General features: G+C 68.9%; 14 protein-coding genes. 11 read left to right on the top strand and 3 right to left on the bottom strand.

Annotated elements, in window-relative coordinates:
• Nucleotides 1-61 precede the first annotated feature (61 nt).
• A complete protein-coding gene (locus tag G4H71_RS00215) occupies nt 62-604 on the top strand; it encodes a hypothetical protein (RefSeq protein WP_072739978.1) in 543 nt (180 codons plus the stop codon).
• Between the two features lie 43 nt (nt 605-647).
• Here the strand turns inward: G4H71_RS00215 and G4H71_RS00210 are convergent, their stop codons facing one another.
• Nucleotides 648-1,022 (bottom strand): DUF1844 domain-containing protein, encoded by a 375-nt coding sequence (locus tag G4H71_RS00210; protein ID WP_072739977.1) that lies wholly within the window; start codon nt 1,020-1,022, stop codon nt 648-650.
• A gap of 320 nt (nt 1,023-1,342) precedes the next feature.
• On the opposite strand from G4H71_RS00210, the gene infC reads away from it, so the two are divergent.
• From infC to pheT, 6 genes are all read left to right on the top strand, one after another.
• On the top strand, nt 1,343-2,029 hold the full coding sequence (gene infC / locus G4H71_RS00205) for a translation initiation factor IF-3 (RefSeq protein WP_072739976.1): 687 nt from the start codon (nt 1,343-1,345) through the stop codon (nt 2,027-2,029).
• 68 nt (nt 2,030-2,097) lie between these two features.
• The gene (rpmI, locus tag G4H71_RS00200) at nt 2,098-2,292 is read left to right on the top strand and encodes a 50S ribosomal protein L35 (protein WP_072739943.1); all 195 of its coding nucleotides are present in this window, start codon (nt 2,098-2,100) and stop codon (nt 2,290-2,292) included.
• Between the two features lie 70 nt (nt 2,293-2,362).
• On the top strand, nt 2,363-2,752 hold the full coding sequence (gene rplT / locus G4H71_RS00195; RefSeq protein ID WP_072739942.1) for a 50S ribosomal protein L20: 390 nt from the start codon (nt 2,363-2,365) through the stop codon (nt 2,750-2,752).
• Nucleotides 2,753-2,790: 38 nt separating this feature from the next.
• Nucleotides 2,791-3,588, top strand: coding sequence for a TrmH family RNA methyltransferase (locus tag G4H71_RS00190; protein ID WP_072739941.1), 798 nt, complete (start codon nt 2,791-2,793; stop codon nt 3,586-3,588).
• 101 nt (nt 3,589-3,689) lie between these two features.
• Complete coding sequence (pheS, locus tag G4H71_RS00185) at nt 3,690-4,754, top strand: phenylalanine--tRNA ligase subunit alpha (RefSeq protein ID WP_072739940.1); 1,065 nt, start codon at nt 3,690-3,692, stop codon at nt 4,752-4,754.
• Between the two features lie 53 nt (nt 4,755-4,807).
• Nucleotides 4,808-7,294: a phenylalanine--tRNA ligase subunit beta gene (pheT, locus tag G4H71_RS00180; protein WP_072739939.1), complete on the top strand. Its 2,487-nt coding sequence runs from the start codon at nt 4,808-4,810 to the stop codon at nt 7,292-7,294.
• A gap of 13 nt (nt 7,295-7,307) precedes the next feature.
• Here pheT and G4H71_RS00175 read toward each other — a convergent pair whose 3' ends face one another.
• On the bottom strand, nt 7,308-8,330 hold the full coding sequence (locus tag G4H71_RS00175) for a CobW C-terminal domain-containing protein (RefSeq protein WP_072739938.1): 1,023 nt from the start codon (nt 8,328-8,330) through the stop codon (nt 7,308-7,310).
• Between the two features lie 87 nt (nt 8,331-8,417).
• On the opposite strand from G4H71_RS00175, the gene ykgO reads away from it, so the two are divergent.
• The 3 genes from ykgO (at nt 8,418) to G4H71_RS00160 (ending at nt 11,105) form a co-directional block, all read left to right on the top strand.
• Nucleotides 8,418-8,540 (top strand): type B 50S ribosomal protein L36, encoded by a 123-nt coding sequence (gene ykgO / locus G4H71_RS00170; protein WP_072739937.1) that lies wholly within the window; start codon nt 8,418-8,420, stop codon nt 8,538-8,540.
• A 125-nt stretch (nt 8,541-8,665) separates the two neighbouring features.
• On the top strand, nt 8,666-8,944 hold the full coding sequence (locus tag G4H71_RS00165) for a DUF1490 family protein (protein ID WP_072739936.1): 279 nt from the start codon (nt 8,666-8,668) through the stop codon (nt 8,942-8,944).
• Complete coding sequence (locus G4H71_RS00160; RefSeq protein ID WP_072739935.1) at nt 8,928-11,105, top strand: heavy metal translocating P-type ATPase; 2,178 nt, start codon at nt 8,928-8,930, stop codon at nt 11,103-11,105. The genes G4H71_RS00165 and G4H71_RS00160 overlap by 17 nt, the downstream gene beginning before the upstream one ends.
• 103 nt (nt 11,106-11,208) lie before the next feature.
• Here the strand turns inward: G4H71_RS00160 and aztA are convergent, their stop codons facing one another.
• Nucleotides 11,209-11,883 (bottom strand): zinc ABC transporter ATP-binding protein AztA, encoded by a 675-nt coding sequence (gene aztA / locus G4H71_RS00155; protein WP_072739934.1) that lies wholly within the window; start codon nt 11,881-11,883, stop codon nt 11,209-11,211.
• 19 nt (nt 11,884-11,902) lie between these two features.
• On the opposite strand from aztA, the gene aztB reads away from it, so the two are divergent.
• Nucleotides 11,903-12,769 (top strand): zinc ABC transporter permease AztB, encoded by an 867-nt coding sequence (aztB, locus tag G4H71_RS00150; RefSeq protein ID WP_072739933.1) that lies wholly within the window; start codon nt 11,903-11,905, stop codon nt 12,767-12,769.
• Nucleotides 12,770-12,798: the final 29 nt, after the last annotated feature.

Below are 12,798 nucleotides of genomic sequence, written 5' to 3'. Positions count from 1 at the left end.
CGAGAAGCGGACACTCCGTGTCCGGTGACGATGCCCTGTCGCGAATCGAGGAGGAATGACCATGAACCGGCAATCGGTGCGCCGTGTGTGCGCGTCTGTGCTCGCCGCCGCTGGGGTGGGTACGGCAATGGTGGCAGGAGGAGGGGCAGTGGCGAACGCACAGCCCGCCCCGCCGACATCGACGACGATGACCTGTTCGAGTGCGAACCCGCTCTTCTGGGCACCGTCGTTCACCTGGACCGTGACCGCCTCGTCCGGAGAGTCGCTTCCTCCGGGCGGAGCAGGGCTGGAGCCGGCGATCCTCCTCAGTGGCAACAACGAGTTGCCTGCCCCGCCCGCCGGCCTCCTTCCGAGTATCGGACCCAATTGGTACGGCACCCGGGTTCTCGTCGACTGGCACAACTCCACGACGGGTGCGTCCGGCAGCAGCGTCAGCGACGAGGCCGCGTGGCAGCAGAAGCCGGGGATCCCGATCAACCGCACCTGGACCGGGACCGGGACGGTGTCCTTCACGGTGACGGTCCAGACCGGCGCCGGGTGGTGGTTCGTCAACCCGCAGAACGCCGTCTGCCAGGGAACGATCTCGGTCGTGCCCGGCCGCTGACCTCTCCCGGCACGGAGCCGAGTGGTAGGGCGGGTCGGGGGGGTCAGTACACCGGGCCGGTGTACTTCTCGCCCGGCCCCTTGCCCGGCTCGTCCGGGTGCGCGGACGATTCGCGGAACGCCCGCTGCAGGGCCTGGAGGCCTTCACGGATCGGTCCCGCATGCGGGCCGAGGTACTCGATCGACGCGGTGACCAGCCCGGCCAGCGCGGTGATGAGTCGTCGCGCCTCGTCGAGATCGAAGTGGGGACTCGACAGCGGCTCGGACTCGGACAGTCCGAGCTTCTCCGCGGCAGAACTCATCAGCATCACCGCAGCCCGGCTGATGACCTCGATGGAGGGCACTTCGGCGAGTTCGCGGACATCGGGGGAGTCCAGGTCGTCGGGGGAGTCCGGTTCGGGAACGAAGCTCTCGGTCATGACACAGAGCATGGCATTGTCGATGGTGCCGGTGGCGCGCAGTGCCGCCGATTGGGTTCCCGACGTGCGGTGATGCTATCCTGGAACGCAACGACCGCCTCCGGGTAACTCGGAGGCAGCAAGTGGAGTCCGGCTCCCACCTCTGCGCGGCAGTGTTTCTGCAGTTCAGGGGTCCGGTCGCACGGAAGCGGTGTCGAGCCCTCCGTGTCCTCACGGGCGTGAGGTGGCGAGCACGAGTTCGCCGGATCGGTCGACAACGGACCCCGCAGGTGAGGCACTCACCGGAGCGGGGTTCTTTTGTTGGAAGACGGGCGTACGGGCTGCAGGCGGTCACCACACCGCTCAACCTAGGAGGCCCCATCAGCACTGAGACCCGCATCAACGATCGCATCCGCGTCCCCGAGGTCCGCCTCGTCGGTCCCGGAGGCGAACAGGTTGGCATCGTGCGTGTTGAAGATGCTCTCCGTCTGGCTGTGGAAGCGGACCTCGATCTCGTCGAGGTCGCACCCGACGCCCGCCCGCCGGTCTGCAAGATCATGGACTACGGCAAGTTCAAGTACGAAGCGGCGCAGAAGGCCCGCGAATCGCGCAAGAACCAGCAGCTGACGGTCATCAAGGAGCAGAAGCTTCGACCGAAGATCGACGATCACGACTACGAGACCAAGAAGCGCAATGTGATCCGCTTCCTCGAGGCCGGATCCAAGGTCAAGGTCACCATCATGTTCCGCGGACGCGAGCAGTCGCGTCCCGAGCTCGGGTTCCGGTTGCTCCAGCGACTGGGTGCCGATGTGGCGGATCTGGGTTTCGTCGAGACCTCGGCGAAGCAGGACGGCCGCAACATGACCATGGTGCTCGCACCGCACAAGGGTGCCAAGACGCGGGCCAAGGCACAGGAAGGCGTCCAGGCGGCAGCCGCGAAACAGGCTCCGCCACGGCCCAGGGCCGAGGCGGCACCGGCGGAGCAGCCGGGGACGCCCGCGCCGGGGGACGCCCCCGCAGGCCAGTAGACCACCAGCACGACATCCGGAATCATCGACGAACCGGTGATCCGGAACGAGAAGAACTGAGGACTCTCATGCCCAAGTCGAAGACCCACAGCGGCACCGCGAAGCGATTCAAGGTGTCCGGTAGCGGAAAGATCCTGCGCCAGAAGGCCGGCCGCCGCCACCTCCTCGAGCACAAGCCGACGAAGGTGACGCGCCGCCTGGACGGCAAGGCTGTCGTCAGCAAGGCCGACACCCCGCGCGTCAAGCGACTGCTCGACATCTGAGTCGGCACACTTTCTCTGACCACCCCCGGGGCGGATTGTCCACCGTCCCGCAGATCGACAGGATTTTTCAGTGGCACGCGTAAAGAGGGCGGTCAACGCCCAGAAGAAGCGTCGTTCGATTCTCGAAGCCTCGAGCGGCTACCGCGGACAGCGTTCGCGTCTGTACCGCAAGGCCAAGGAGCAGCAGCTCCACTCGCTCACCTACGCCTACCGCGACCGCCGTGCGCGCAAGGGTGACTTCCGGAAGCTGTGGATCACGCGCATCAACGCCGCTGCCCGCGCCAACGACATCACCTACAACCGCCTCATCCAGGGCCTGCGCCTGGCCGAGGTCGAGGTGGACCGCAAGAACCTCGCCGAGCTCGCCGTGTCGGACCCGACCGCTTTCGCCGGTCTGGTCGCCGTCGCGAAGGCCGCGCTGCCGGCCGACGTGAACGCTCCGGCCGGAGACGTGGCCTGAGCCACCGCGGTACGACGCACCAGCATCGGAAACGACCCGTGGAACCGCTCTCCGAGCGCAACCCGCGGGTCGTTTCTGCTGTCAAACTCCTCCGCGGAGCGGAGCGGCGCAAGAGCGGCCGGTTTCTCGTGGAGGGAGAGAACTCCGTCGCCGAGGTGATCGGGGTCGTCGCGGTGCACGACGTGTTCCACACCGCCGATGCCGCCGCGCGGTACGGCGCTCTGCTCGATCGGATCGAGGCGGCCGGGATCCGGGCCTCGCTGGTGAGCGACCGGACCGCGCGCACCCTCAGTGACACCGTGACGCCTCCCGGGATCGTCGCGGTGGCCGATCAGGTGGACGTGGCACTGGACACGGTGGTGGGAGCCGGCACCCGGCTCCTGGCCGTCCCGGTCGCGATCGGAGAGCCGGGCAACGCGGGCACCGTGATCCGGGTGGCGGACGCGGTCGGGGCCGATGGCGTCGTCCTGGCCGGCGACAGCGTCGACCCTCACAACGGGAAGGCAGTTCGGGCCTCTGCCGGCAGCCTCTTCCACATTCCGCTCGCCAGGGAACGTGACGTCGACACCGTGCTGGACAGCCTCCGCGCTGCCGGAATCTCGATCCTGGCGACCTCAGCGGACGGGGAGGTCGACCTCGACGAGGCCGACGAGATACTCGCCCGTCCGACTGCCTGGCTGTTCGGAAGCGAGGCGCACGGCCTGCCGCCGGACATCGCCGGCCGCGCCGATCATCGCGTTCGGATACCGATCCACGGCCGTGCGGAAAGCCTGAACCTGGCGACGGCGGCCGCCATCTGCCTGTATTCGAGTGCCCGGGTGCAGCGGCGCGCGTAGACCGGCCCCTGGGGGTCGATAGGATGTTGCCTGGTGGACACCGGGTACCGCACGGACCGGAAACCCGACGAACGAGAAGACGACGCGAGGAGTGGCACCGGGTGGCTGACAAGAACGGCGCAGCGGATGTCGATACGAATGCGCTCGGTGAGCAGGCGCTGACCGCGGCAGCGGACGCCGCGGAGCGGGCGTTCGGGGCCGCAACCGACCTCGATGCTCTCGCCGCCGCCAAGGTGGAACATGTCGGCGACCGGTCCCCGGTCGCCCTCGCCCGCCGCGGCCTGGGTGCGCTGCCCAAGTCGGAGAAGGCGGAGGCGGGCAAACGGGTCAACGTTGCCAGGACCCGTATCGCCGCCGCCTATGAAGCGCGTCGCGAGACCCTGCTCGCCGAACGCGATGCGGCCGTCCTCGTCGCCGAATCGATCGACGTCACCCTCCCCGCCAGGCGGCAGCCGCTCGGGGCCCGTCACCCCATCAGCGTCATCGCCGAGCAGGTGTCGGACGTGTTCGTCGGGATGGGCTGGGAGGTCGCCGAAGGGCCGGAGGTCGAGACCGAGCATTTCAACTTCGACGCCCTCAATTTCCTGCCGGATCATCCGGCACGCACGATGCAGGACACGTTCCACATCGCCCCCGAGAGCTCGCGGCAGGTCCTGCGCACTCACACCTCCCCGGTGCAGGTCCGCACGATGCTGACTCGCACGCCGCCGATCTACGTGGTCTGTCCGGGCCGCACCTTCAGGACCGACGAACTCGACGCCACACATACGCCGGTCTTCTCCCAGATCGAGGGGCTCGCGGTGGACAGGGGGCTCACGATGGCCCACCTGCGTGGAACCCTCGACGCCTTCGCGCGGGCTCTGTTCGGTCCCGAGACACGTACACGGATGCGGCCCAACTATTTTCCCTTCACCGAGCCCTCCGCCGAGGTGGACGTGTGGTTCCCGAACAAGAAGGGCGGCGCAGGCTGGGTCGAGTGGGGCGGCTGCGGAATGGTCAACCCGAAGGTTCTCATCGCCTGCGGCGTCGACCCCGACGAGTACTCGGGTTTCGCATTCGGAATGGGCCTCGAGCGCACGCTGCAGTTCCGCAACGGAATCTCCGATATGCGGGACATCGTCGAGGGCGACGTGCGGTTCACCCTGCCCTTCGGCGTGCAAGCCTGACCGTCGTCCGTCTCCGACCGCATCCACCGAACGAACGAGAAAGCTGAGCTGACGTGCGAGTTGCGCAATCGTGGCTGACCGAAATCCTGCAGCGGGCCAACCCGGGCTGGGAGATCACCGCCCAGGAGCTGGACGCCGGGTTCGTCCGGGTGGGCCTCGAAGTGGAAGCCGTCGATCATCTCGAGCAGGTCGAGGGACCGCTCGTCGTCGGCAGGGTCGTCGAGATCACCGAACTGACCGAGTTCAAGAAGCCGATTCGCTTCTGCAAGGTCGACGTCGGCAACCCCGAGCCCCAGGGAATCGTCTGCGGGGCAAGGAACTTCGCAGAGGGCGATCTGGTCGTCGTCGCACTTCCGGGTGCGGTGCTGCCGGGAGGGTTCGCGATCGCGTCCAGGAAGACGTACGGGCAGGTCTCCGACGGGATGATCTGCTCGACGGCAGAACTCGGTGTGGGCAAGGATCATTCCGGAATCCTGGTTCTGGCGCCGGGAACCTCGCTGCCCGGCGCTGACGCCAAGGAGCTGCTCGGTCTCGACGACACCGTCATCGAGCTCAACATCACTCCCGATCGCGGCTACTGCTTCTCCGTGCGGGGACTCACCCGTGAACTCGCATGTGGTTTCGATCTGGAGTTCGCCGACCCCGCACTGGTCCAACCCCATGCGGCCGAGGGGCAGGCATGGCCGGTGCGGCTCGAACCCGAGTCGGGTGCCACCCGATTCGCGATGAGGCGGGTCACCGGTATCGATCCCGAGGCACTGACCCCCTGGTGGATGCAGCGGCGTCTGCTGCTCGCCGGGGTGCGCCCGATCTCGCCGGCGGTGGACGTCACCAACTACGTGTTGCTCGAGCTCGGCCAGCCGCTGCACGCATTCGACGCCGCCGCGGTGTCCGGGGAACTCGTCGTGCGCCGTGCGACGGCGGGGGAGAAGCTCGTCACCCTCGACGACGTCGAGCGGGCTCTGGATCCGGAGGACGTCGTCATCGCGGACGAGTCGGGCGTCGTCTCGCTCGCCGGGGTGATGGGCGGGGCGAGCACCGAGGTCGGAGCCGACACGACGGATGTTCTTCTCGAGGCGGCGACGTGGGACCCGCTGGCGGTGTTCCGCACCGGTCGGCGCCACAAGCTCTCCAGTGAGGCGAGCAAGCGTTTCGAGCGCACCGTCGACCCGGCGATTCCGGTCGCAGCACTCGACCGGGCGGCGGCGCTGCTGGTGGAGATCGCCGGGGGCCGGATCGAGCCCGGACTCACCGATGTCGGTTCGGTGCGGGCTCGGCCGGAGGTCCGGATGGACCTGGACCTGCCCGATCGCGTGGCGGGTGTGAGCTACCCGAACGGTACCGCGGTGCGCAGGCTCACCCAGATCGGGTGCGCCGTCGACGTGGACGTCAACGATTCGGGCCACGGCGAGCTGGTGGTCACGCCACCGTCCTGGCGGCCCGACCTCGTTCAACCGGCGGACCTCGTCGAGGAGGTGCTGCGGCTCGAGGGGCTCGAGCAGATCCCCTCGGTGGTACCCGCCGCCCCGGCGGGGCGTGGCCTGACCCCCACCCAACGACGTCGGCGGTCGGTGGCGCGTGCGCTCGCCGGTGCCGGATACGTCGAGGTCCTGCCTCCGGTGTTCCTTCCCGCGGGTGTCTTCGATGCGTGGGGCCTGGACGAGGACGACCCGCGGCGCGTCACCACGAAGGTGCTCAATCCGCTCGAGGCGGACCGTCCGGAACTCGCGACCACCCTGCTGCCGGGACTACTGGAGGTGGTGGCGCGCAACGTCTCCCGCGGTCAGCGCGATCTGTCGCTCTTCGGGATCGCCCAGGTGGTGCAGCCCGGTCCGGAGACCGCCCCGGTTGCCGCACTTCCGGTGGACCGCCGCCCGACCGACGAGCAGATCGCCACACTGAACCGCTCGCTGCCGGCGCAACCCCTCCATGTCTCCGGCGTGCTCACCGGACTGCGCGAGCCCGCCGGGCCGTGGGGCCCCGGCCGCCCGGCCGAAGCGTCCGACGCTTTCGCGGCCGTTCAGGACGTGGCGGATGCCGCGGGTGTCGAGGTGAGCCTGCGCGCCACCAGGCTCCTGCCGTACCACCCGGGTCGGGGGGCCGAGATCATGCTCGGCGACGTCGTCGTCGGTCATGCCGGTGAGTTGCACCCGGCGGTACTCGAGCGGTCGGGGTTGCCCCCACGCACCTGCGCGTTCGAGATCGACGTGGATGCCCTTCCGGTCCGGGAAGTTCTTCCCGCGCCCCGGATCTCGCCGTTCCCCGCCGTGCTGCAGGATGTCGCCGTCGTGGTGGACCGGGACGTTCCGGCCGCCGAGGTCGCGTCAGCGCTGGGGGCCGGTGGCGGCGAGCTACTCGAGGACGTGAAACTGTTCGACGTGTACGAGGGCGAGCAGGTCGGCGAGAACCGGAAGTCCCTCGCGTTCGCGCTCCGTTTCCGTGCCGAGGACCGCACGCTCACCGAGGACGAGGCGAGCGCGGCGCGTGACGCGGCGGTGGCCGCGGCGACCCAGGCGGTGGGTGCGCAGCTGCGCGCGTGAGCGTGGGTGCCCCTCAGGGGCACAGCCATTCGGGAAACGGATCTGCGTACTGTTGCCAGCGGCTCGGGCCGGCGATCAGTTCCGAGTCGTCGAGCGTGCAGGAGTCGAGCGCGGCCGACAGTCGACGGCGGTCGAGGTCTACGCCGATGAAGGCGAGGTCCTGCCCGATCGCGAGTAGTTCGTCGTGCTCCGCGTCGCGGGCAAGGTGCTCGAACGAGAGGGACCGGCCCGCCTGATCCCAGTGGGCGGTGCTCTCCGGCCTCGTCGCGAGCCGACAGAAGCCGGCGGACCGCACCACCCACCCGTAGGCCCGGCTGTCGAAGACGTCGTCGAGCACTTGTTGCAGTCGTCCGGGATGGAACGGCCGGAGCTGTTCGTAGCGGAAGCACGAGACGTCCGGCCGGCCCGTGGAGACGATCTCGGGCACGTCGAACTCGCCATCCAGGATCGTCGCCCAGCCGGGTCCCGAGGCGAGATGACGGGAACGGCGTGCTCGACGGCCGATGCGGGTGCTGTGGCGGTGAGTGAGGTACGCGGCCGGAGCCAGGCATTCCAGGAGGGCGAGAGTCAGTTCCGGGGGTGCGCTCGCCGCACTTCTCGCGGGCTCACCAGGCGCCGTGCCGACCAGGTGAATGTGCGCTGCATGCTCGATCTGCGCGATCACCGAGCGCACGATCGTCGAGTCCTCGCCGTGCAGGTCGAGGTGGAAGGTTGTCTCCGTGAGCACGGTGTGGGAGGTGATCGAGGCGTCGAGGTCGAGGGCGCATCGGATTCCTTCGGCGATGCCGGCGCCCAGATGGACCGGGTGCGAATGGTCGGGGCACTCGATCACGACGGTGTCTCCCGCCGTGGTCCTCCCGATCCGGTGCGCGACGAAGTCCGTTGCACGCTCGGTGATCTCGTCGTCACCCATGTCGTCGTGGCACGGGAGGACCTGATCCGGCTCACGCTGCGCGAGCGTGGCGATCAGCTGTCGGCGTGGTCGCGGGTGCGCGCCGAACACGAGATGGACGTCGAGGGCCGGTTCGAGGTGCACGCGATTCCTTCCACCCGGGGGCGGGGTTCGGTGGGTAGGTTACGATAACGATAATCGTAACCAATAAATGTCGATCGAGGAGGTCCCGTGAAGGTTCGTGCATCGCTCAAGGCGTTGAAGAAGCTGCCCGGTTCGCAGGTGGTCAAGCGCAAGGGCCGGATCTACGTGATCAACAAGCAGAACCCCCGGTTCAAGGCCCGGCAGGGCTGACGCGCCGTACGGCTCCCGCCTGCGCACGCCGACTCCGCATAGAATCGGTACACGGCCCATGCCGGAGGACGAACGACGACGTACACGACAGCGACCGAGACGGTCCCAGGAACACAGGAGCACTCATGATTCACGGTCTGGTTGCCAAAGCCGCGTCCACGGTGGTGACGGGTGCTGTCGGGGTGGCCGCCGTCGAAGGCGTGAAGCGCCTGGCACGCGAGGGCAGCGTCCGCGACGCGGCGGTCACCGTCACGGAGTGGGGGCTGCGCGGGGTCCGGAAGGCGGAGGAGGGCGCCGAGTCGGCGCGGCTCGCGGTGTCCGACGTGGTGTCCGAGGCGCGCGAGCGGATCGGCGAGGAGGCGCCACTGCCCGCGTCGGAGTCGCCGCATGACCACCAGCACTGACCGGCCGGTCGAAAAGGCAGCAGTTTTCCGGGCGCCCGACGTCGTCTCGGACGCGGCGGGTCGGGTCCGCTTCGCTGTCCCGTCGCTGCGGTCCAGTCGCAGCCGAGCAGTAGGGATCGAGGACGCGCTGCTCGGTGTCACCGGGGTGCGCGCCGCCCACGCGTACCCGCGGACCGGATCGGTCGTCGTCTGGTACTCCCGCAGCAAGGCATCCCGGCCGGAGATCCTCGCCGCGATCGAGACCGGCCTGGCCGTCGATCCGTCGAAGACCCCGGCGAGGGTTCCGTACTCTGCGGACGTCACCAACGGTGATCTGTTGCGCATGGCTGTCGGTGGGGCTGCTCTTGCGGTACTGGGCCTGCGTCGCTACGCATTTCGGCGCCCGTCCGTGTTGGGGCCGGGTGGCCGTCTCGGGGCCACCGCTGTCACCGTGTTCACCGGATATCCGTTCCTGCGCGGCGCGCTCCGTGCCCTCGCCGGGCGGCGTTCCGCCGGCACCGACGCGCTGGTGTCGGCTGCCACGATCGCCAGCCTCGTGCTGCGGGAGAACGTGGTCGCCCTCACCGTGCTGTGGCTGCTCAACATCGGCGAGTACCTCCAGGATCTGACGCTGCGGCGGACCCGTCGCGCGATTGCGGATCTGCTGACCGGGACCCAGGACACGGCGTGGATTCGTCTCGGCGACGGCAGCGAGGTCTCCGTGGACATCGACTCGCTCCGTGCCGGAGACGAGGTCGTCGTGCACGATCACGTGGCGATTCCCGTCGACGGCGTCGTGGTCGAGGGGCAGGCAGTGGTGGACCAGTCCGCGATCACGGGCGAGACGCTCCCGGTGACGTTCGAGGAGGGCGCGCGCATCCACGCCGGTTCGGTGGTGATCCGGGGACGGCTGGTCGTGCGGGCGACCGCGGTCGGGACCGAGACCACCATCGGCCGGATCATCGCGCGGGTGGAGGAGGCGCAGGAGGATCGTGCCCCCATCGAAACCGTCGGCGCGGCGTTCTCCCGGCGATTCGTGCCTGCGTCCTTCGCGTTGTCGGCGTTGACGCTGCTCGTCACCCGCGACGTCCGCCGTGCGATGACCATGCTTCTCGTCGCCTGCCCGTGCGCGGTCGGGTTGGCCACGCCCACCGCGATCAGCGCGGCGATCGGCAACGGCGCCCGGCGGGGAATTCTCATCAAGGGCGGTTCGCACCTCGAGGAGGCCGGTCGCGTCGACGCCGTGGTGTTCGACAAGACGGGCACGCTCACGGTCGGCCGGCCGGTCGTCACCAATGTGGTGGCCTTCGACCTCGCGTGGGAGCCGGAGCACGTTCTGGCCTACGCGGCCAGTTCGGAAGTGCATTCCCGGCATCCGCTGGCGGAGGCGGTGATTCGGAGCACCGAGGAACGGCACATCGCGATCCCGCCGCACGAGGAATGCGAGGTGCTCGTCGGTCTCGGGATGCGGACGATCGCTGCGGGACGCACACTGCTGCTCGGCAGTCCTTCGCTGCTCGTCGGCGAGGGGATCACGCTGTCCGACGATGCCCGCGACTGGGTGACCAGGTTGCGGCGCGAGGCGGAGACACCGCTGCTCCTCGCCGTGGACGGCACGCTGGTGGGGTTGATCAGCCTCCGGGACGAGGTGCGGCCCGGTGCCCGCGACGTCCTCGAACGCCTACGGGCCGACGGGGTCCGGCGCATCGTCATGCTCACCGGCGACCATCCGGAGACGGCGGCGGCTGTCGCGGCCGAACTCGGGATCGACGAGTGGCGCGCGGAGGTGCTGCCCGACGACAAACTGGAGGCCGTGCGGTCCCTGCAGGATCGTGGCTATGTGGTGGCGATGGTCGGCGACGGAACGAACGACGCCCCGGCGCTGGCCGCGGCGGACATCGGCATCGCGATGGGACTGGCCGGGACGGATGTCGCGGTGGAGACGGCAGACGTCGCACTCGCCGGCGACCACCTCGAGCGCATTCTCGATACCCGCGACCTCGGCCGGCACGCGGTCGCGGTGATCCGGCAGAACTACGGGATGTCGATCGCGGTCAACGCGATCGGCCTTCTGGTCGGTGCCGGAGGTGCGCTGTCGCCGGTGCTCGCCGCCGTGCTGCACAACGCCTCGTCCGTCGCCGTCGTCGCCAACAGCTCCCGATTGATCCGCTACCGCCTCTGACCCCCGCGTTTTCCCCTTCCCCTTCCCCCTCTCCTTCCTGGGTGAAGGGACCGTTCGACCGGTCTGAGGAGGCGAAGGGCACTTTCACCCCACGGGGGCGGGATCAGCCGCTGTGCACGGTGTCGCTGCAGACGGTGTCGCCGAACGCGGTGGTCTCGGTGGAGAGGATGCCGTCCTCGAGCCGCAGGACCTGGTCGGCGTCGCGGCAGTCGCGCCGGTCGTGGGTGGCGACGACCACGATCGCGCCACGACGGGCTTCGTCGCGCATGACGTCCACGATCACGGCGCGGGCTTCGGCGTCGAGCCCGGTGGCGGGTTCGTCGAGGAGGACGATCTGCCCGCGCTGGACCACTGCCTGGGCGAGCAGTGCCCGTTGGCGTTGTCCGCCGGAGAGGTCGCCGATCCGCCGTGTCGACAGGTGCGCCACGCCGAGGCGGTCGAGGGCCGCGTCGACGGCGCGGCGATCCTCGGGGCTCAGCCTGCGCCACAGGCCTCGTCGCCGCCACGCACCCATGGCGACGACCTCGCGTACCGACAGGGGTAGCTCGTCTCGCACGCTACTGCGTTGAGGGACGTAGGCGATGTCTGCCCGATCGGTGCCGGTGATCCGGCCGGTGGACGGTGTCACGGTGCCCGCCAGCGCCTGGAGCAGAGTGGACTTGCCGGACCCGTTGTGGCCGACCAGGGCTGTGATCGCGCCCGGTTCGAACGTGGCGGTGACTCCGCTCAGGGCAGCCCTGGTCCCGTATCGCACCACCACATCGCTTACGACAATCATTATCGCCTAGGTTAGCAGGGTGCAGTGGCTACTCGATCCTTTCACCGCGACCTTCGTCCAACGGGCGCTGGCTGCGGGATTGCTGGTATCGGTCCTGTGTGCCCTGGTGGGCACGTGGGTGGTGATACGCGGTATGGCGTTCATGAGCGAGGCCGTGTCGCACGGCATGCTTCCCGGGGTGGCGATCGCCTACCTCGCCGGTGCGAATCTGCTTCTGGGCGCCGCCGCGAGCGCCGTGGTGATGATTCTCGGTGTCGCATGGGTGACCACACGCTCCCGGCTGTCCGAGGACACCGGAATCGGACTGCTGTTCGTTGGAATGCTCGCCCTCGGCGTCGTCATCGTGTCCCGGGCGCGGTCCTTCGCCGTCGATCTGACGGCATTCCTGTTCGGTGACGTCCTGTCCGCCACCCGGGGTGACCTGATCTGGCTCGGGTGCGCGGTGGCCGTGGCAGGGGCGATCTCCGTCGTGGCCTACCGGCCCTTCGTCGCGCTGGTGTTCGACGAGCGCAAGGCGTTCACGCTCGGAATGCGACCACGGCTGGCCCACGTGCTCCTCCTGGCGCTCGTCGTGCTCGCGGTCGTCGCCTCGTTCCGAATCGTGGGGACCCTGTTGGTCTTCGGTCTGCTGGTCGCGCCGTCGGCGACGGCGGCACTGTGTCGTCGATCGATCGTGTCCACGATGGCGATCGCGGTTCTGCTCGGCTGGAGCGCGACCTTCTTCGGGCTGGTGGTGTCCTGGCACGCGAACACCGCGGCGGGGGCGACGATCGCGGGCCTCGCGGTTCTGCAGTTCTTCGTCGTCGCCGCGCTCGGTTCCGCGGCCTCCGGACTACGCGGGCGGGCCGCCACCGAGGGGGAGTCGGTTCGGACTTCGCTACAGTAGTCGAAAATGATTGTCATGATTATGAGTGG

This window comes from Rhodococcus triatomae, assembly GCF_014217785.1.
In the GTDB taxonomy this organism is placed as follows: domain Bacteria; phylum Actinomycetota; class Actinomycetes; order Mycobacteriales; family Mycobacteriaceae; genus Rhodococcus_F; species Rhodococcus_F triatomae.
The sequence above is the reverse complement of the archived record's forward strand: the minus strand, read 5'-3'. Positions and strand labels throughout refer to the sequence as shown.